Origin of the sequence: Mycobacterium sp. 3519A (assembly GCF_900240945.1) — a bacterium.
Taxonomy (GTDB): Bacteria; Actinomycetota; Actinomycetes; order Mycobacteriales; family Mycobacteriaceae; genus Mycobacterium.
In genome coordinates, this window is record NZ_OESG01000013.1 from 2,387,213 (window position 1) to 2,409,832 (window position 22,620).

At 65.6% G+C, this 22,620-nt stretch carries 2 protein-coding genes and 3 pseudogenes; all 5 read left to right on the forward strand.

The features are described 5' to 3' along the window. The first annotated feature begins 170 nt into the window (after positions 1 to 170). Positions 171 to 659 (forward strand): YbaB/EbfC family nucleoid-associated protein, encoded by a 489-nt coding sequence (locus C1A30_RS19375; RefSeq protein ID WP_235009995.1) that lies wholly within the window; start codon positions 171 to 173, stop codon positions 657 to 659. A 4-nt stretch (positions 660 to 663) separates the two neighbouring features. Beyond that, entirely contained in the window at positions 664 to 960 is a 297-nt protein-coding gene (locus C1A30_RS19380; protein ID WP_101949763.1) for a WXG100 family type VII secretion target, read from the forward strand. 824 nt (positions 961 to 1,784) lie between these two features. Next, positions 1,785 to 8,054: pseudogene (locus tag C1A30_RS36085) on the forward strand (alpha/beta hydrolase); the annotation flags it as partial. 939 nt (positions 8,055 to 8,993) lie between these two features. Then, positions 8,994 to 9,737, forward strand: a pseudogene (locus C1A30_RS36090) (glycerophosphodiester phosphodiesterase); the annotation flags it as partial. A gap of 561 nt (positions 9,738 to 10,298) precedes the next feature. Beyond that, positions 10,299 to 22,592, forward strand: a pseudogene (locus C1A30_RS36095) (toxin glutamine deamidase domain-containing protein); the annotation flags it as partial. Positions 22,593 to 22,620: the final 28 nt, after the last annotated feature.

A 22,620-nucleotide genomic window follows, 5' to 3' on the forward strand; every position in this document is an offset into this window, starting at 1 on the left:
CTCGTGCCGAATGAAACGCCGTGTGGCTCAACGAAATCGGCGTCACCACCATCGAGCGAATAAATCGTTGACCTGCAGCAAGGCCCGTGCGAAGGTTGAACGGTTGGATGTGCAACCAAATGCCCGCCGGCCGTTAATTGCCGCAGACGTAAAGGCGCCGTGACATTTTCGTGGTCGAGGAGGACGCGGTATTGAACAACGATGAGCTGCGTCACGAGATGACTGAAGTGCTCGCCCTCGTCCAGGAACAGATGGCCGATCTCGCTGCGATGGAGCAGAAGCGGGCCGCGTTGACAGCTACGGCCGTCACCGCCGACGGCATGGTCGAAGTGACCGTCAATGCGCAAGGTCAACTGGTGAAGACGGTGATCGACGAGGCGTATCTCGACGATCACGAATTCGACGAACTGGCCAATCACATCACTCAGGCCGCGCAGGAAGCGGCGGGCAACGCGGCACGGCAGATAACCGAACTCCTGGCCCCGATTGGCGAACGCCGCAAAAGACTTCCCCCGCTGTCCGACATCGTGGACGGCGCCCCCGACCTACGGGACCTGGTGCCCTCGTGGTCCCAGCCCGTCGCCGCGACGGGTCCGCGGCAACAGCACGATGACGACGATGGCAGGGAAGACAGCGCATTTCCCACGGTGAGGAGATGAATCGATGGCCGACTTCCTCGGAGTGACACCGCCCGAGCTGCGCGCGACATCAGAACACCTATATGACGTCAGCAACAGGATGAAGGAGGTCCTGGCCACATTGCGGGAACGGCTGGCTGCCGAAGGAGTCGCGTGGGGTGACGATGAAATGGGGGAGCAGTTCGCCGACGGGCCGGGTGGCTATCTGTCCCAGCTGAAATGGGTGGACGGGTCGGTCGGCGCCAAAACTGATCTGCTCGATTACTATTCGCGTGCCTTGAAAGGTGCAGCGGACTCCTTCGAGCGCAACGACCGGCCCTAGGTTCGACGGCTCGGTGCGGCACATCGCCGCACCGCCGCACCTGGTTCTCCATGGGCGATATCCCGTTTCCCCCGGAACTGCAATGGGTGTCATATCTGGCAGGGGGGGCTTGGCCGCAAGGCAGTGAAACCCGCATGGGTCGCATCGGCGAGCACTTCGCCACTACTGCCAGCGAGCTGCAGGATCTCATACCGGATCTGAACCGGGTTCGAGACGAAACGCTTTCGGTTCTCTTCGGAGATACCGCGACGGCGGCAGACGATCAATTCTCCATGTTGTTCGACGGCGATTACTCGGTCGACAAGCTCTCACAAGGCACTTCAGCGCTGGGAAGTGGAGCGCAGGACCTCAGTGTCCAGATCGAGTACAGCAAGCTGTCGATCATCGTGGGCCTGGCACTCGCCGCGGTCGAGATCAGTTGGTGTTTGGCGAACTCGCCGGAAACGGGCGGCGCCTCGTTGAGCTGGATACCGCCTATCGAGTGGACGACGATGACCTCGATCCGTCGACTTGTGACGACGGTGTTGGAGAACATCGCAAAAAAGCTCGTCCAGATGCTCAAAGACACGACGATCAAAGATCTCATCCATCACGGAACCAGGGAAGCGTTCCAGGAACTGGCACAGGGGCTGGCGCAAGAGGGCATCACCCAGGGCATCCAGGTCGGAGAGGGGCGGGCGAAGTGGCGGCCAGACCTGTTCCGCCAGAACGCAATCGCGTCATTCGCCGGCGGCGCTGCAGGTGGCGGTACTGCGTTGCCCACTGGTCATTTCCTCGGCAGGGCGGAGAGCAAGCTCGGCCGTGCCACCAAGGGCATGACCACGATGTTCACGGCGGGCATCTCCGGAAACGTCGCGGGCACCGCGGTGGTGGGCGGTGATTTCGACACTATCGCGGTGATCGCTGGTTCGGCCGGTTCGAGCATCGGCGGGGTCAAGGGCCTCGGGCACGGCAGCCACGGCGAAAACGAGTCGAACACCCCTGGCCGCGGAGAGCCACCCCCTGCGGATCCTCGGCCCGAGGGCAGTCGAACACCCGACACACCGATCGACCCACTCGACGATTCGGAATCGCAGGACGGTGACTCCCCGGAGTCCGAACGCAGGCCCGATACATCAGCAGTCAACGGAAACGGTCATGCCGCCGCCCAGGGTGGCAGGACTGCACGGGTATCGGATTCATCCTCGTCTGGCGCCGCACCTGCCGCTGCGAAGCAGACCAACGGTGTTGCAGCACAGAAGGATTCGTCTGCATCAACACCGCCAACCACCGGTGAGGACCGGTCGGACAGCGATACCGACGGTGCAGCACACGACGGGGATGCTCCGAAGCGGACCCCGGATGAGGTTGCCTCACCGAGTCATACGCCCGAGGGGACGCGCCAGGTCGACCCCGACACCGTCAACGAACCCACAGGCCACCGCCCATCTGCCGCCGATCCGATCACGGGGGAGACGCCTCCCGCGCAACACGCGCATGCGCCGGAGGTGGCGGCGCATACCGATCCCAGCCAATCGGCCGTCGACCCGGTCACTGCACCTTCGACCGACGCCGCGTCCGTCGTCGATCCGGTGGTGCCCAGTGACACGAGCCCGTCTATTGCGGCCACACCCTCCGCGGTACAGGGAGCACCCGCGGCCGCGGCGCCGTCGGCAACGTCTCCTGCGCACACATCGTCGTCCGCGGCAGCGCCGCCGACGCACAACCCCACTCAAGCAGCCGCGCCTACACCTAAACAGACTGGGCCAGAACGCATTCAGGCTACACCGACACCTTCCGCGTCGACGTCGGAGGCGTCGAGTGTGAAGCCGCCTGCCGCCCGCGTCCAAGACACCACCGCCGCCAAGGCGAAGCCGAGTGCACAACCGTCGGATGGTGAACAGGCTCCGGTTGCGCGGTCCACGACATCCGAACAACCCGGGCCGGTGCCCGACGTCGGGCCGGCGACGTCGGACACGAATGGGTCCGCGCCGCGTCGCGCCGACTGTGTCGACCGTGTCGCGCAGGCCCTCTCGCGGCGCCATGGGAGGCCCATCCGGCTCGCACCGTTCTCGACAGCCGAAGGTGCCCCTGCTCGGGTGCTCTACGAAACCTTCCGCTCACGAGCAGAATTCGCGAGCTACCGCAAGATCGCGAGAACCCTGCAAAGACTCGGCCCGGGTTCGTCGGCGATCGTGACCTCATCGTGGGCCGGCGGCCCGGGGCGGGGCGGCCATGCCTACCTCGCAATCAACGAAGGCGGTCGCATCTATCTCGACGACCCCTTCACAGGGGCGCGGACCGGTTGGCCGCCGCACTGGGGGCGCGATGCGGTGTCCCGCGTCGCGGTCGGCTACTTGCACCCCGACGGCAGTGCGCGTCACGAACTCGGTTCGGCTCCACGAGATCTCGCAGCCGCGATCGCTGTGGGCGATGTCCAGGGCCATCCGGGCGGAGCCGACCACGACGCCGGCGCACGGTGGCGTGACGTCACGCCGCAGCGTCGTTTGGCCGACGATGCGTTGACACGACGTGGTGTGCGCAGCGCGGGTGAACTCCGCAATCCGCTCGGGTTGATGGAAGCTGCAGACGAGCGCGCCCGACAGAACACCACTTGGTGGAACGAGCTGTCGGGCGACGAACAACGCGCACTGCTCGACATCTACCCGCATGAGATCGGCAACGCAGAAGGCATTCCCGCTTCGGCGCGGCACGAGGCCAACACCCGCGCACTGGATCAACAGCGCAGGGAACTGCAAGACTGGCGCGATCGCGGTCACCGACTCACCCGGTTCCAGCGACACGAACTCGCGCGCCTCGAGCGCGTACAGCACGCCCTCGACCGCGCAACGGTGATGGCGGACGAGGCGGGGGTCGGTCGACCGCAGTTGCTGGCCTTCGACTCTGGTGCGTTCGGCGGTTCGGGGCGTGCCGTGGTGAGCTTTGGCGCCGATCCTTACAAGGCCGACTTGGTGGCCTGGCACGTGCCCGGTCAAGGCATGACAGTCGATCAGGTCGGGCCCTGCATGGGCGACGCGCTGAACCACTTGCGCTCTATCCGCGCGGAGGATTCATCCGTTTCGGCGTCAACCATCGCGTGGATCGGCTACGACACCCCCAGCGGCTGGAATTCCTGGCGCGCTGCAGGGCACACGCTGGCCCGGGAGGGCGCCAAGATCCTCTACAGCGACGTCCGGTCGTTCAACGCTGCTCGTGACACGTTGGCCGGCGACGGCAGCCACTTCAGCAACAACCACATTTTCGCCCATTCGTACGGGTCCACGACGGCCAGCTACGCGGGTCAGGATGGGCGGCTGGCGAACGACATTCGCACGATGACACTCGCCGGCTCGCCCGGTGTCGGACCGCTGCGGCACGCGAGTGACTTCGGCATAGGCGCCGACAACGTCTTCGTCGCATCATCGTCGCGCGACCCGTTCACCGCGTTGGGCGGGCGAAGACCCGGGTCGTTGGGCCGGATCTTCGGCCTCGGACTGGGCATGGACCCGGCGATGGAGTCCTTTGGCGCGCATCGGGTCACGGCCGAGTTCTCGGGTGCATTAGACCACCGTGGAACCCGCTTCACTCACAATTCGTACTTCCGGTTCGAGGACAGGGGTACCGATCCGCCGGTGCGCAGCGAGTCGCTGGCCAACTTCGGACGGATCGCGACCGGCCATGTTGAAGACCGGGTCGATACCGAGGCCCACCGCACTATCGACGAACGACCTCGGCGACACCTCGGCGGGACCCGGGAACGCACAGTCGAACCCGCTGCCGAACGGCCCCTTGACCTCGACGGCGACACCGAACGGCACCGTGGCGCCCGTGGCCTCGTCAATCCGCGGTGGCGTGGCGAACAGACCAGCGAGCACCCCGCCAGTGGTGAACACGCGCTCGATCACGACGGTCATTCCCCGGAGCCGATAGCGCCGCTAGACACCCGCAGCGACGAGGACATCGCCAATGATCTGTTGCGGGACAGAGGAATATCCGCCGACGATCTGGTGAATCCGTACAGGGACAAAGACCCCGCCTTGGCCGATGCGCGGGCACGTCAGAACGCTGCCTGGTGGGCCGGGCTGACGGAGAACCAGCGTGGGGCGCTGGTTCGCGCGTATCCGCAACAGGTCGGCAGCGCCGAGGGCATCTACACCGAGCACCGCGACGCGGCGAACCGGGCGACATTCAAGACCTATCGCGATCGGGCCGACGAGATCCAGGAGAAGATCAACCGGGGCGAGCAACCCAGCAAGGAAGAGCTGAAGTTCCTGCGGCGGGTCAACAAGATCGACACCGCGCTGCGCAACGGTGAAGCCGCGGCTGCGCGGGCGGGAGTCGGCGGTCCGAAACTGCTCTACTTCGATCCGCTGGAGTTCGGCAGGGACGGACGGGCCATCGTCAGTTTCGGCGAAGACCCTTACAAGGCAGCGAACGTGGCGTGGCTGGTGCCCGGTTTCGGGACCACGATCGACAAGCTGGACGTCAACATGCGCAATGCGCTCAACCTCTTGCAGTCCGCGCTGAGGGAGAAACCGAAACTGTCCGCGTCGACGATCGCCTGGATCGGATACGACGCGCCCAATGACATGGCCACCCCGCGGGTCGCCCGGTCCAAGTTGGCGCGCGACGGAGGCGAGATTCTCTACAGCGACATTCGGGGATTCAACGCTGCTCGCGACACCTGGGCCGGCGATGGCAGCCAGTTCAAGGGCAACCACATATACGGGCATTCTTACGGCTCGACCACCACAAGCCATGCCGGCTACGGCGGACGACTGGGCGAGCACGTCACCACGATCACGTTGCTGGGATCCCCCGGTGCAGGCGACCTCACACACGCCAGCGACTTCGGACTCGAGCCAGGCAAGGTGTTTGTCGCGTCGTCGTCGTGGGATCCTGTCACCGCCTTCGGCGGCCGGACAGCCGGCGAGAGAGTTCGGATCCTTCACGATCGCTTCGGCCTTGGCCTCGGCATGGATCCCGCGATGAAATCGTTTGGTGCAGTGCGTGTTAGAGCGGAGTTCCCGCTCGCCTGGAACCGCAAAGACACCGTCGGCACCCACACCGCGTACTACCAGTACGTGGATCCGGGCACGCATCCTGGAGTGCGCAACGAGTCGCTCGCCAACTTCGGCCGCATCCTGGCAGGGAAGCACGACGCAGTGCGCGAAGAGGCCTACCGCACCGTCGACGAGTCCGGGCGCCGCACCGGCACCAACGAACCCGCGGCGGGTCGGCAGTTGCATCTCGAAGGTGGCGTCGGTCCAGAACACTCGCGGGGCCGTGAGAAGCTCTTCTTGTTCAACCCTCGGTGGCGTGCCGCCGACGCAGGCGAGACCCGCCGCCTGGCCGACCTGCTCAAGACGTTCAAGTTGTCTGACGGGGATGACGTCCCGGCGGATCTGCCGATTGATCAGATCCAACGGACCATCGACCCCGAACTCGCGCGGATCGCACGGGATTTGTTGGGCCACCGGGTACCGCCCGTGGCGGCCGACCAACTGGTCAACCCACTTCACCAGCCCGGGGTCGCCGATGCGCGCGCGCGTGCGAACGCCAAGTGGTGGGGCCAGCTGAACGAGACCCAGCGCCACGCCCTGGTTCACACGTATCCGAACGAGATCGGAAACGCCGAAGGCATCGATGCGGCGGACCGTGACGCCGCCAACCGCGAAATGGTCGGCCTCTTCCGCAAGCGCGCCGCCGCGGTGCAAGCGAAAATCACCGAGGGCGAGACGGTGTCCGACCGTGATTTCGCTTTTCTGCTTCGGATGAACAAGTTCGACACTGCGCTCGAGAACGCGAAAGTGGCGGCCAACCGGGCCGGCTTCGACCGCCCCTTCCTGCTTGCCTTCGACCCACCCGCGTTCAAAGGTGATGGGCGCGCGGTGTTGAGCTTCGGTGACGACCCGTACACCGCGAAGTCGGTGTCCTGGTACGTGCCCGGCGTGGGTGCACAGATGGACAGGCTCGACTATTGCGCGCACGCTGCGCTCAACATCCTGCAGTCCGCCCGGCATGAGAACTCGAAGTTGTCGGCAGCGTCGATCGCGTGGATCGGTTATGACGCGCCCAATGGGATGAACACCTGGCGTGCGGCAGGAAAATCGCTGGCGCGTCAGGGCGGCAACATCCTCTACAGCGACATCCGGGCGTTCAACGCCGCACGCGACACGATGGCCGGCGACGGCAGCCGTTTCAGCGGCAACCACATCTTCGGCCATTCCTACGGGTCGACCACGACCAGTTTCGCCGGAGAAGGTGGCCGGCTGGCGCGGCACGTGCAAACGATCACGCTGATCGGCTCGCCCGGGGCGGGCCCGATTCGGCACGCAAGCGGTTTCAAGATCGGCGACAACGTCTACGTCGCGTCTTCGTCAGTGGACCGAATCGCCCGACTGGGCGGTCTGACACGCACCTCCGACGGGCGCATTCTCGGTTTGGGTCTTGGCACCGACCCGGCGATGAAGTCATTCGGCGCGAAGCGGATCACCGCGGAGTTCCTTCCGGAGATGAACCGGAAAGACACCACCGGGACTCACAACGCGTACTTCGACTTCTTGGAGACAGACGGTCCGCGCAGATGGCTGGTCACCCCGCACTCGCCGATCCGAACCGAAGCGCTCGCCAACCTCGGCCGCATCGCGTCGGGGCATACCGAACGACTTCGCTTCGAAGACCACCGTAGCGTCGATCGGAGCGGACACCGAGTGGAGCCGGCCGAAGGCCGACGGCTGCACCACGACGACGCCAACACGCGTTCTGCAAACACGGACTCCCCGCCGGGCGATGGCCATCGTCGCTTCAAGCTGTTCCGAAAACCACTCACTGCCAACGACTGTGGGCCGCGGGTCCTCGACGAGCTTCGGTCGTTGTATCCGCACCGCAGATTCCGGTTGCGCGTCGATGCCTCGCCCAGTGGTGTTCCGGCCCGGCATCTTTTCCTGGCCGCCAGGTCGGGTTCGCGATTCGCCACCTACGACGAGGTCGCTCGGCAGCTGCAAGAGCTCGGCCGCGGCTCGTCTGCGCTGTTGGTGTCGCGTTGGAGCGGTGACGGTCGCGGCGGGCACGCATATCTCGCAATCAACACCGGCGACGAGATCGTGCTCTACGATCCGCACACCCAGGAGCGCTCCGGCTGGCCTCCCCATTGGGGCCAGGATGCGGTCGCGCGCACGGCCGTCGGATACCTGAAGCCGAACGGCAGGCCGCTCGACCCGCACGATCTCGATACTCGGAAGCTGGGTGCCGCCGACACCATCGGCCGAGTCAAGGGCATGCCCACCGACGGCTCGCTGCACGATGCGCTGGCGCAACGTGTCCCGCCGGTGTCGCCTGGCGAGTTGCGAAATCCCGTCGCTTCCCCGGAAGAAGCATCCGCGCGGGCGCGTGCAAACGCCACCTGGTGGAAGGGATTGTCCGACACCCAGCGGCAGGACCTGATCGACGAATACCCCGACGACATCGGCAATTCCGAGGGTATTCCCGTCGAATCCCGAGACGAGGCCAACCAGGGCGTGCTGCGACGGCTTCGGGTCGAGGCCGATCTCATTCGAACCAGGATCGACGAGTTCGGCCACCCGAGCCGCGCGGACAAGAATTTCCTGGATCGCGTCGACCGGATCGACTTGGCGGTCCGTAAGGCGACCGCGGACGCCGCGGCGGCAGGATTGCCCCCACCAAGGCTGTTGGCTCTCGACCTCTCTGAGTTCAGCGGTCGGGGGCGCGCGGTCTTGAGCTTCGGCGAGGATCCCTACCACGCCGAGAAGGTGTCGTGGCACAGAGCCACCGAACACGTCGAGCGACTCGGCAGGGTCGTGCGGCCCGCGCTGCAGCAGTTGCACGCCGACCACCGGCAGACTGGGTCTGCCGCCGCCGTGGTCTGGGTGGGCGACGAGTCGAAGTCGCCGGGCGCACTGCACAGCGACGTCGCAGCGTTCCACACGGCGCGCCAGGCGCTTTCCCTGGCCGAGACGGGCGACCAGTTCACCGGCAACCGCGTCTACACCGTTCACCCGGTATCGACCACGGAGACCGCGGCCGACCTCTGGGTGCCGCGCGACGAAGGCAGTCTGGTCGTCGCACACCGGGGCGCCTCCCACGAGTTCCCCGAGCAGACGCTGGCCGCGTACAAGGAAGCGCTGCGCCAGGGCGCCGACGGCCTCGAGTGCGACATCCGACTGACCAAGGACGGGCAACTCGTCTGCATCCACGACAAGCGGATCGATCGGACATCGAACGGCACCGGACGCGTCCGCGACATGACACTGGCCGAACTGCAGCAGTTCGACTTCGGCAGCCGTCATCCCAGTCACGAACTCGGGGATGCCCAGGGCGACACCGGAATTCTCACGCTCGACGAGTTGCTGCAGCTCGTCAAGGGGCACGAAAAGCCGGTCACCCTCTTCATCGAAGCCAAGGAGCACGGCGGCAAACTGGAACGCGAGCTGGTTGCGCTGCTGAATCGACACGGCCTCGCCAACCCCGCATCACCGGCTCAAGCCCGTGTGGCCGTCATCTCGTTCTACCCCGACGCGATCTGGCGGGTACACCGGGCCGCGCCCGACGTTCCGACGGTGCTGTTGGGGTCGACCGCCCGACACCTGGCGCCACACGTCGGAGCCAGCGCCATCGGTCCTTCGATCGCGACGCTGCGCGCCCATCCCGAAATCGTCGACATCGCGGCGCGACAGGGCCTGACCACATACTGCTGGACGGTCAACGGCGAGAACGATGTCCAGTTCGCGCGCGATCTCGGCGTCGGCTGGATCGCCACCGATCATCCCGGCCGAACCAGCGGCATCGTGCACGGCGATCCGACCGAGCCTGCGGCCCAGTACCCCGCAGAGCCCCACACCGGGACTTCCGCCCAGGACGCCGCAGAACATGCGGCTGTCGAGGCGCGCCATGCTCGCGCAGTCGCGGATGCGGCACTGGCGCATCGAATACCGCCGGTACGGCCGGACGAGCTGCGCAATCCACTCGGGCCCGCAGAAGAGTCCCGGGCCAGAGCGCGAAACAACGCCGCCTGGTGGGATCGACTGGCCGAAGACCAGCGGCAGGCCTTGATCAAGTCGTATCCTCACGACATCGGCAATGCCGAGGGCATTCCGGCCGCGGCGCGACATGACGCCAATCACCGTGTCGTACAAGAACTTCGCGATCGCGCCGACCATGTGCAGTCCAAGATCGACGATGGTATTCGGCCGACCCGTGCCGAACGCAAGTTGTTGCGGCAGGTGAATCGTCTCGACCTGGCACTGCGGAAAGCCACTGCCGATGCTGAACGTGCCGGCGTCGGCGAACCGCAGCTTCTTGCGTTCGATCCCGCCGAGTTCGGCGGTGACGGGCGCGCCGTGCTCAGCTTCGGTGCGGACCCCTACAAGGCGGACTCGGTGTCCTGGCATGTGCCCGGCGTCGCCACCACCGTGCATTCGCTCTTCGGGTTCTACACCGAGTGCGCGCTCAATCACCTGCAGGCGACGCTGGCGGAGAATCCGAACGCGTCCGCTTCCTCGATCGCATGGATCGGTTACGACACCCCGAGCGGTCTGGGAATTCTGCGTGCCGCGGGGCACAAGCTCGCGCGCACCGGCGGCGACCTCTTGCACAGCGACATCACCGCGTTCAATGCCGCCCGCGACGTGATGGCCGGCGATGGCAGCCATTTCAGCGGAAATCACATCTTCGGCTATTCGTACGGTTCGACCACGACCGGCTACGCCGGGGAAGGCGGTCGGCTGGCGGGGGAGATCACCACCGTATCGTTGGTCGGCTCGCCGGGCGCCGGGCCGATCCGGCACGCCGAAGCCTTCGGCATCGGGGCGGATCACGTTTTCGTCGCGTCCTCGTCGAGAGACCTCGTCACCGCGCTCGGTGGCCGAACACCGCACTCGTCAGGGCGAATTCTGGGCATCGGACTCGGTGTCGACCCCGCCATGGATCACTTCGGCGCGCAACGCATCGCCGCGGAGTTCCCGCCCGCCCGCAATCAACTGTTGACCGGCGGCACCCATCATGCCTATTACCTCAACACCGACACCGGCAGCCGGGTCCGCAGTGAATCGCTGACCAACCTCGGCCGGATAGCCGCGGGAAACCACGAGCAGATCAGTCACGAAGCCCACCGCAGCGCCGATGGCTGGCGCACCTCCGAGCCCGCCGCGCACCGATCCGAGCAGCGGATCTGGAACCCGCGCTGGCGCGACGGCCAGCAGCAAGACGCACGCACTGACCCGGATTTCATTCGGCGACAAGACGAGTACCGCGCACAAGACCCGGCCAATCGTCACGTCGATACCCGCTATGCCGACCCGCTCGGCGACGTTGTCGACAATCCGACGCAGGACGGCGTCAACCGACTGGCGCGTGATCTCTCCGGAACGTACGGGCCCTACCGCATCCAACTCGGCGGCGAGGTCGTCAACGGCGAAGTGCTGTTGACCGGACATATCTTCCACGGTGACACGGAGATCGGAACCATCCAGCGTTCCTTCTACCGCGCCGCCGACGGCAACCTCGTTGCCGACCACCTGGGCCTGGTCATCAGAGAAGAACTCGACAACGTGCGCTTGCGCGGCCGAGGGTTCTCCAAAGCACTGTCCGCGGAGTTGGAGCGCTACTACGTGCATTCCGGCGTGGATCGGATCGGTTTGCACACCCACGACCTCGGCGGCTTCGCGTGGGCTCGTCGCGGTTTCACCTGGGACCCCAATCCGCGCGCGATGCAACGGACATTCGATGCGATCAAGGGCTCGGTCAACCGGCTGAGAGACCACGTCGGTCCGGAGGCCCGGGCTGCCCTCGACAACGTTGTGCGGCAGCTGGATCCGACCAACCCGCGACTGCCCGAGCCCATCGACGTCGCGAACCTCGCTACCCCCGACGAACCGGAATTGGGACGGCGGCTCCTGGACGGTCTGGCTTCGCGCCGGGACGGCACGGGCTTGGATCTGGTCAAGTACATGCCTCGTGAGACACATGTGCGGCCGCCCAACGGTTTCGGAGCGCGGCTGAAGCGATTGTTCCGATTGGGCGGCGATCCGCGGCCGGATCAGGATTGCGCACATCGGGTGGCCGACGAGTTGTCGACGAGGTACTACGGGCGCGACTTCACGCTCCCGGCGGCGCGTTCGCACATGGGTACCCCCGCGTGGACCTTGTTCGAAACCGCCCGCGCCCGGGCAGAGTTCGCGCGCTACGACGACGTGCCCGGCAGGCTTCGCGCGTTGGGTGACGGCTCGTCTGCGATTCTGGTGTCACGCTGGGCCGGTGGGCGCGCCGGCGGCCACGCCTATCTCGCCGTCAACGACGGCGGCGAGATCTATCTGCACGACCCGGACACCGGTGAACGGTCGGCCTGGCCGCCGCACTGGGGGGAAGACGCGGTCAGCCACACGGCCGCCGGATATCTCAAGCCGGACGGCAGCCCCGAGTACGAACTCAACGCTGACCCGCTGCAACAACAACTCGCCGACGCCGATCTCGTCGGTGACGTTCGCGGACACCCGGGTGACTCCGAATTCATGCGGCGCCAAGCGGACTACCGCGCACAGGACCTGACAATCCGTCACGTGGACACCCGCTACGCCGAACCGCTCGGCGACGTGGTGGATGACAGGGCCGACGGCATGGCAGCCGCCCGCAGGCTAGGCGATGACTTGTCGGGTGTGTACGGGCCGTACCGAATCCGCTATGACGAGGTCTTCAAATTCGACAACGAAGTCAGACTGTCCGGCGACATCTATCACGGCGACACGAAGATCGGCAGGAGCGGATGGATCTTCCACCGAGCGCCGGACGGCCACCTCGTGGTCACCAACAGCGGGCTGGTCATCGACGCGAAATTCAAGAGCCTTCGCGGACAAGGGTTTTCGCGCACGCTCACCTCTGAGCTCGAGCGGTACTTCGTGCAGTCCGGCGTGGATCGCATCGAGTTGCACACCCACGACAAGGGTGGCTACGCGTGGCCGCGGATGGGCTACACCTGGCATCCGGGTTCCCGCGAGTTGCACGAGTCGATTGACCAGGTGAGGTCATCGGCCATTCGATTGAAGGAGGTGGTCGGCGCTCCGGCGAGGGCGGTGCTCGACGACATCATGCAGCGGTTGGACCCGAACCATCCGCGACTGCCGGAACCGAGCGAACTGGCGAATCTCACCGCTGCCGGAGAACCCGAGTTGGGCAGACGACTGATGGAGGGCAGTTCCCGCCTCAACCACGGTCTGAACCTCGTCCGGTACATGCCCCGCGACGTGGCCGACGGCGCAACCGCTCAATCGCACCGTGGTTTCGGGGCCCGGTTGCGGCGGATGATCGGTATGGGCCGCCACGACCAGTCGGATCAGGATTGTGCGCACCAGGTCGCCGACGAACTGTCGGCGATCTATCGGGACCACGGCCGTGACTTCCGGGTCGCCACTGCACGCTCGCCGATGGGAACACCCGCATGGGCGTTGTTCGACGCCATCAACGCCAGACCCGAATTTGCGACCTACGCCGACGTGACGGCGAAGCTGCGTCCCGGCTGGACGGCGGTTCTGACGTCGCGCTGGGCCGATGGCCGCAGCGGCGGCCACGCCTATCTCGCCGTCCACGACGGGCACGAGATCTCGCTGTACGACCCGCATACCGGTGAGCGGTCGGGATGGCCGCCGCATTGGGGTCAGGACGCTGTGGGCCGTACGGCGGTCGCCTACCTCAAGCCCGCCGGCAGCGCAGAGTACCCGCTGAATGACAGTCCGCTGCACCGGCACCCCGCGCCCGCCGATGCGGTGGGGGATGTGCGTGGGCATCCGTCCGATCCCGACTTCGTGCGGCGCCAGGAGGAATATCGGTCGCAGGATCCGGCCACTCGCCGAGTCGATTCCCGCTATGCCGACCCACTTGGCCCTGCCGTCGACAGTGCGTCGTCGGCAGGTGCCGGCCGACTGGCCGAAGACCTCTCCGGCGTGTACGGACCGTACCGCCTCGAGCTGGAGGGCCTTCGACGTGGGCCGGCGCAGAGCCTGCAAGACGGCGGCCGGCCGCGAGTCGTCATCGAGGGAGCCATCTTCGACGGCAATCGCGATATCGGCGATGTCGCTTGGTCTATCTACCGCGATGACGACGGCAGCCTCGTCGCCCACCACGAGCTGTACGTCGGCGTGGATGATTTCCGCGGATGGGAGTTCTCCAAAGCGCTCAACGAGGCGTTGGCGCCCTACTATGTGCGCAACGGCGTCGACCAGATAGTGACCACGACTCTCGGCGAGAGTGCATATGCGGCAGCCGATCTCGGGCATACCTGGGATCCCGATCCGGAGTCGCTGCAAATCTCGCTCGACCACGTCAAGGAATCTGCTCGGCTGTTGTCGGCCAGCCTCGACGACGAGGCCAGGGCCGTGCTCGATCAGATCGTGCAGCGGTTGGAGCCCTGGCACCCGCGGTTGCCGGAGCCCGCTGACCTGGCGCACCTGACCACGTTCGGCGAACCGGAGCTGGGCCGTCGTCTGTTGGAGGGCACGGGATCGACTCCCGATGGGACCGGCAGCGGACTGAACTACGTCAAGTACCTGTGGAGCGAGCGACTGCAGTCCGACCAAAACTGCGCCAGCTGGGTGGCAGAAGCACTCTCGGATAGATACGGCACCCCGGTTTCACTCGATACGCCGCCGGCGGCTGAGGGTGTCGCAGCCCGGGCGTTGTTCGAAGCGGCCGGATCCCGCGCTGAATTCGCCACGTACGACGAGATCGCGGCACGGTTGCTCCAGATGGACCCCGGCAAGCCGGGGGAGCCGGGTCCGGCGGCGATCGTGGTGTCGTCCTGGGCGGGTGGCGAATCTCGCGGCGGGCACGCCTATTTGGCGGTCCGCGACGGCGACCGGATTTCCCTCCTCGATCCGTTCACCGGTGAACGTTCGGGTTGGCCACCCTTCTGGGGTGAGAGCGCGGTGTCGCGTACGGCCGTCGGCTTTTTCACCTCCGAGGGCCTGCCAGCGCAGCAGCTCGACGGCAGCGCGCACGAGTTGGCCGCCGCCGACGCTGTCGGCGACGTTCGGGGCCACCCCGACGATCCGGAGTTCCTTCGCCGGCAGGCGGATTACCGTGCCCAGGATCCCACCAGCCGCACGGTGGACACCCGCTACGCGGAACCGCTCGCCGACATCGTCGACAACGCGCCCGACCTGGCGAGAGTCCGCCAGCTCGCCGACGATCTCAGCGGCGTGTTCGGGCCTTACCGCGTCGAGCAATTCAGAGCGGAAGTGTCGCTGTCGAACGAGGTGATCGTCGGCGGCCACATCTTCAGCGGTGACGAGTATGTCGGTTTCATGCAGCGGACCTTCGTCCGCGACGTCGACGGGCACCTGGTCGCCCATCACAACGTGGTGGAGATCGACCAGGAACGGTTCAAGTTCAAAGGATTCTCCCGGGCCCTTTCGGCTCAGCTCGAGGCGTATTACGAGCGTTCCGGCGTGGATCGCATCGAATTGCGCACCGAGCAGGACGGTGGCCATGTCTGGGCGAAGCGCGGGTTCACCTGGAACACCGATCCGGCCAAGCTGCGAGAATCCCTGCAGAGCGTCAAGGACGCTGCAGACAGGCTGTACAACTGGGTCAGTGATGACGCGAAGGCGCTCCTTCGGCGGACGGTTGCACGACTGGACCCCGCCCATCCCCGCCTGCCAGAGCCCGCTGAGCTAGCAGCCCTGGCGGTAGCAGACGAACCCGATCTGGGCCGTCAACTGATGTACGGCACACAGTGGCACGGGGTCAAACATCTGCGTGGTGCTGCCACTGAGTCAACCACGCTGTTGCACAGTGAATCCGATGCCACAGTGGGTCGGAGTGTCGAAGACGGCGCGGAACTTCGCGGCGCCAACTGTGCGCATCTTGTCGCCCACGAACTGTGGGAAATGTACGAGCTCGAAATCGAACTCGACCCGCCTACCGCTTCCGGTGTGCCGGCCCGCGCGTTGTTCGAAGCCGCAGGGACCACCGCCCAATTCGCCACCTATGACGAAGTGGCCAATGAGCTGCGACGGCTCGGTCCCGGGTCTTCGGCGATACTGGCGTCGCGGTGGGCCGGTGGCCGTCAGGGCGGCCACGCGTATCTCGCAGTCAACGTGGGTGGCGACGTCTTCCTCGTCGAATCCCACAGTGGCCGACAACTGGGCTGGCCGCCCTACTGGGGTGAAGACGCCGTCGCCCGGACTGCCGTCGGCTATCTGGACCCTGACGGCGTGCCCCCGCCCGGGCACGAGCTGACCCCCGACATTCCGCTGCGACTCCAACTGGCCGACGCAGCTGCCATCGGCGACGTCCAGGGTCTGCCGACCGATGGCGTCACCGCGCACGCCGACGCCCCAGGAGGAAGATATCCGTCGCCGGACGACGTGGAGCTTGCCGAGTTCCGCGACCGGATCGGGCAATTGGATCCATCGACCATGACGACCGAGGCAATCGCCGACGCGCTGTATCAGCCGGTGCCGATTGATGACGTCACGGGGTTCTACGAGGGCCGGGTCTCCGGATTCAAGACGGGCGAGGTGATCCGGGCGCAGCACCACGTCGCCGACAGTAGGGACAACGCGGTCTTCGTATCCGCCGACATCGCGAATCTCCGCGGTCTCAACCAGGCGTCTGCCGACCGGGTCGAAGCCAACGCCCACTTCTCTGCCCTGGCCGGCATCTTCCATGCCGGACTTGTGGATTCAGGGGCCGACGTGGTGCCGATGCGCGTCGGGGGAGATGAGTTGGCCGCGATCGTCGTCGGTGACATCGACGAAGAGACCATTGATTCGGCGGTGGAGGCGATCCGGGCTCGGGTCCAGGAATACGCTCGACAGCACAACCTGTCCGACATCCCACACCCGAAGCACCCGGGACAACCGGAATACAACGGCGTCGGACTACATATCGGCCACGCCGACGTGCTGCCCGGCCTGGACGTCCGCGACGTCTTCAACCTCGCGGATCTCGGTGTGGACGAGAGCAAGACGAGGAGGAGCGATGTCGCAGGAGGACCGGGACGAGCGACTGGGGCTGACGGGGCTGAACCCGGAGGAGCGGGCGCGGCGCATCGAGGAGCTGCAACGCGAACTGACTCAGAAGCAGCGGGCCGCGCGGGCGAAGTTGGAGGCCGCACGGGCACAGAAGGAGAAGCCGGACGGTCGCTAGCCAGCCGAGTCCGATACCAACAGCCCGAGGAACTCAAACGCGCCGCATTCCTCGAACAGGCGGCCCGCATCGACCGCGACGCGGCGCCGGAAGCCCTTCTCGCCCTGCGCGAATCGCTGCGCACCGACGAGGTGTCCGGTTTCTACGACGGCCGCGCCGCCGCGTTCAAAACCGGTGAAGTGGCTCGGGCTCGCCAGTGGGCGGCCGAAACGGGCGGGACGGGATTCCTGCTGTCGGCGCAGATGGACAATCTGTCCGGCCTCAACCAGCACACACAGAACCGGGCCGAGGTCGCCAACGCGCATTACCGAGCCATCACGGAAATCTTCCGCACCGAGATCGAGGCGACAGGGGCGACGGTCGTTCCGATGAGGACTGGCGGCGACCGGTTCGACGCGATCGTCGTCGGCAGGCTCGACCCTGCCGAGGTGGACGCCGCCATCGCCGCGATCAACGACAAGGTCGCCGCGTACACCGCGCGTGAGGGCCTGTCCGACATCGCCAATCCCTCGAACCCCGAGCAACGCGGCGTCTCCCTGCGCTTCGGCTATGCCGACATCACCGCCCATCGCGACGTCGAGGGCATCGTCCAGTCTGCGGAGCGGCAGATGTTCGGGCGCAACGACTCCGGTGATCCCAGGCGGGTACCGGTGCTCGAGCCCGACGTCGAGATCCCGACGCCCCGACAGCCGGCTGCCGCCGAAGACCTGCCGTCCCCACGGACGCAGGAGGAGTATCGGGCACAGGATCGAACGACTCGCACCACCGACACCCGGTTCGCGGAACCACTCGAAGATGTCCTCGACAACTCCGCAGACCAGCGCACGGTCGATCAATTTGCCGAGGATTTCTCCGGTGTGTATGGGCCCTATCGCGTCGCGTTCCGGGCGGAAGGTGATGGGGACGTCTTCCTCTCAGGCGTGATCTTCCGCGGCACCAGCCCCATCGGCGAAGTTCAGCTCGATTTCTTCCGGGATCCCGACGGCGCGCTGGTAGCAAGCGTCGACTGGATCGAGATCTTCAACGACAAGCTGCGACAGGCGGGCTTCTCCCGGTCACTCATCAGTGAACTGGAGCGCTACTGCCGCAGCTCCGACGTGACCCAAATCCGGCTCGCCACCCAGAACAACGGCGGAATCGCCTGGGCAAGAACGGGCTTTACCTGGGATCGTGAACCGGAGCGACTGGAGAAATCGCTCGACAGCATCAAGGCCTCGGCGCAACGACTGCGAAGCGAACTCACCGGTGATGCTCGCACGGTACTCGACGGAATCGTCGACCGCCTGGATCCGAACCGCTCCGACGTACCCGAGCCCAAATTCCTCACCGAGCTCACGACGCGCGACGTCCCCGATCTGGGCAGTCGTCTGATGGATGGCACTGAATGGTTCGCGGTCATGAATCTTCAGGCCGCTGACAACCACGTCCAAGTGAGCCCCGAGAACGTCTTCGCGCGGGCGCAGGACGAGTACCGCGGGCAGGACCGCGCCGCCCGCGTCGTCGACACTCGCCACGCCGACCCACTCGGCGACGTCGTTGACAACATCGACGATGTCGCGAGAGTCAGACAACTCGCCGCTGACCTCTCAGGTGTGTACGGGCCCTACCGCGTCGAACTGGCCGTGTCGGTCAGTGATCTGGAAGTGAACGGCAAGGTGGTCGTCCGCGGCGAGATACTTAAAGGCGCCAAACCGATTGGCGTCATCTCGCACAGCTTCTTCCGCGATGTTGACGGCAAGCTGGTCGCTCACCACGATCTCGTGACGATCCGTGATCCCAACCTCCGGCAGAAGGGCTTCTCCAGCGCTCTGTACTCGGAACTCGAGCGGTACTACGTGCGCTCAGGCGTCGACCGTATCGAACTGCTGACCGCGGAAAAGGGCGGGTTCGTGTGGGCTCTTCGTGGCTTCACATGGGACCCAGACCCGGGCCGCCTGCGTCGCTCGCTCGACAGCATCAAGGAATCGGCACAGAAGTTGAGGGACGTTGTCGGTCCCCAGGGCCGAGCGGCAATCGATGACGTTGTGCGGCAATTGAATCCCAGGAACCCCCGACTTCCCGAGCCGCGGGGCTTGGCAGCCCTTGCCACCGCTGACGAGCCCGAGTTAGGTCACAAACTGCTCGAAGGTACGCATTGGCGAGCAGTCCGTCACTTGCCGACCGCGGATGTAGATGTGCGGTCGCACAGCGGTCTCGGTGCACGGCTCAAACGGTTGTTCCACTTGGGCGGAAGGCCTCGGACCGACCAAGATTGTGCGCACGCGGTGGCCGACGAATTGTCGGCCATATACCGGGAGCAGGGTCGGGAGTTTCGTCTCGCACCGTCGCGTTCGCCGATGGGGACACCTGCCTGGGCGCTTTTCAAAGCCGCAGGGACACAAGCGCAGTTCACGGATTACGACAAAGTGACGGAAACGCTGCGTCCCGGCTGGACGGCGATCCTGACGTCGCGCTGGGCTGACGGGCGCAGCGGCGGCCACACCTATCTTGCGGTGCACGACGGGGTCGGCGTGTATCTCTACGATCCCGAGACCGGACAGCGTTCTGGTTGGCCACCCCATTGGGGTGAAGACGCCGTGGCGCGGACTGCCGTCGGCTATCTCGATGAAAACGGCATAGCCGTCCACCCACTGGGTGATGTGCCCCTGCAGCTTGACCTGAAGGCAGCCGATGTGATCGGCGACGTGCAGGGCCACCCCGTCGAAGGCGGTGCGCAGCAGCAGTTCGCCGAAGAGGCGCTGTCGCAGCGGATTCCGCCAGTGTCGGCCGCGGATCTGGTGCATCCAAGTGGTGCCGCTGAGTTGGCGGTCGAGAGGGCGCGTGCGAATGCGATCTGGTGGCGCGGGCTGAGCGACGATCTGCGACAGGCCATGACTGCCGACCATCCGGAGGAGATCGGCGGCGCCGAGGGCATCCCGGGTGCTGTCCGCCACGACGCGAACATGCGTGTGCTTCAGGATTGGCTGCGCCATCGCGATCAACTACAGGCCAGGCGCGATGCCGGATTCCGGTTGGGCTTTGCCAGGCAGCGGGAGCTGGATTTCCTCAACAACGTCGACCACGCGCTGTTGCGAGGTGCTGATGCCGCCCGACAGGTGGGAGTTGACGGGCCGTACTTACTGAGATTCGACCCATCGGCATTCGGCGGCAACGGAATCGCCGTTGTTGGCTTCGGCGTGGACCCGTACCTCGCGGAGTCGGTGTCGTGGCATATCCCTGGACGCGGAATGACGATAGAGCAACTCGGTGCCGGCATGGGCTCTGCGCTCAACCAGCTGTCGTCCAGCCTGATCGAGAACCCGACAGTGTCGGCCGCCTCGATCACCTGGATCGGCTACGACACGCTCGCCGAGGGTGCGTCGCGCATCGGCGGCGACCGTCTCTACAGCGACATTCGCGCGTTCAACGCCGGTCGTGATGCGTGGGCGACCGACGGCAGTCACTTCACCAATAACCACCTGTTCGGACATTGCCAAGGGTCGACCGTCGTCGGGTATGCGGGGGAAGGTGCACGGCTTGACCGGGCCGTCCGCTCGGTAGTCCTGTTCGGCTCGCCGGGGATGGGCCCGATCAACCACGCACGCGAGTTCGGTCCCGGGATCGACGTGTATGTCGCGGCCTCCTCGGTCGATTCGTTCACCTGGGAGGGTGGCCGCACACCAGGCTCCAGGGGATCTTTCCTGGACGGTTTCGGCGTCGATCCGGCAATGGAATTCTTTGGCGCCCAGCGGGTGACGGCAGAATTCCAGTTGAACCGGATGTCGAGGGCGGGGGAGTACGACTACCACAACTCGTACTACAAATTCGACGACAAGAGCGTCGGTCAACGCAGCGAACCATTGGCGAACTTCGGCCGCATCGGCGCCGGGCATGGGGAGCGAATCGCCCACGAACGGCACCGCACGATCGTCGATCTGTCCGGCGAGACGCGGATTCACGAACCGGCAGCCACGCGGTCGGCGGTGGTGGATTCTGGGCGACCGCAACTCGACCCGGCCGACAACTGTGCCTACGGGGTTGCCGGACTGGTGTCGACGAGATATTCGAGAAGCGATATCCGGATCGACGTACAGCCTGCACCGACCGGGGTGCCGGCGCGCGCGTTGTATGAAGCCCTCGGGTCACGTGCGGAGTTCATGGACTACACGCGGGTGGCCGAGACGTTACGCCCTGGCTGGTCAGCGATATTGACGTCGACGTGGGCAGGCGTTCGGCACGGTGGGCACGCGTATCTGGCGGTCAATGACGGCGGCACGATCTACCTCGTCGACCCGCGAACCGGAAGACAGTCGGGCTGGCCGCCGTACTGGGGTGAGCGGGCGGTCGCGCAGACGGCTGTTGGATTCCTCGACGAGAACGGCGACCCTGTGCACCGCCTCGATGGCAGCCCTGACGAGCTGGCGTCCGCGGATACCATCGGCGACGTTCAAGGAGGGCCGACCGATCCCGCCAGCCAACTCGGATTGCCGGATTACGAGCCCCGGTCGCTGTCAGACGTCGATGCCCACACGGTGTACACGCACGGTGAACATCGGATGCGCGAGCTCAACGATCAACTCCTGCGCGAGGGTGTGAACGCCGAGGACCGTGCCAAAATCCTGTTCGAGCAACGGAACTCACTACGCGCATGGACGCGTGACCTGATGAGTAACCAGACGACGGCCGCGGTCCTCGCCGCCCACGAGGGCAACCACTCCTTCGCCGATCTCGTAGCCCGCCATGAGGAACGGGGCTTGACCGGCGACGCGGTCTTCGAGGCCATCATCGAAACCGCAACTCATAGTCGGTTTGCGCCGGGCACGTTGTCGGATGTCGAAACCAGCGCCGTGTACCGGGAATTCGAAGACCGGATGCGCGAGTTCAACGAGCGGCTGACGCACGAGGGCGTGTCGGTGGAAGAACGCGCGAGAAAACTATCGGAAGTGCGGAACTCTCTCCGAGCATGGACGCGGGAACTGATGAGCAACCGCGTCGGGGCCGAGTTCCTCGCATCGCACGAGAGCACTCGCTCGTTTGACGATCTCGTCGCCAGGAATGAGGCGAAGGGGCTTGTCGGCGACGACGTGTACGAGGCCATCATTCACACGGCGATCAACAGCCACTACGGGCTGGGCACCCTGGACAGCTTCGAAACACGAACGGTGTACACGAACGCCGAACTGCTCATGCGCCAGCTCAACGAGCGACTCATCGATGCAGGCGCGAGCATCGAGGAACGTGCGCGGATCATGTCGGCGCTGCGGGCGTCCGTGCGAACGTGGACACGTGAACTCATGGCTGACCGAGTTCAGGCGGAGACCCTGCACACCAAGGAACGCAATCCCAGTTTCGAGGACTTGGTGGCCAAGGAACGCGCGAGGGGGCGCGAAGGCGACGAGATCTACCAGGCGATAATCGAGAGCTCCACGCGCAGCCGCCCCAGCGTCAACGAATTCTTCGGCATCGACCCTGACAACCCACCCCCGTTGCCCCCGATGCGAGGTGGAGGCTGATAATGACCCAACCCAGGAGTGATCATCA

Bases quoted from the DNA above. Each gene is read 5' to 3' on its own strand.
- C1A30_RS19380 (WP_101949763.1), top strand. From the start codon at position 664: ATGGCCGACTTCCTCGGAGTGACACCGCCCGAGCTGCGCGCGACATCA.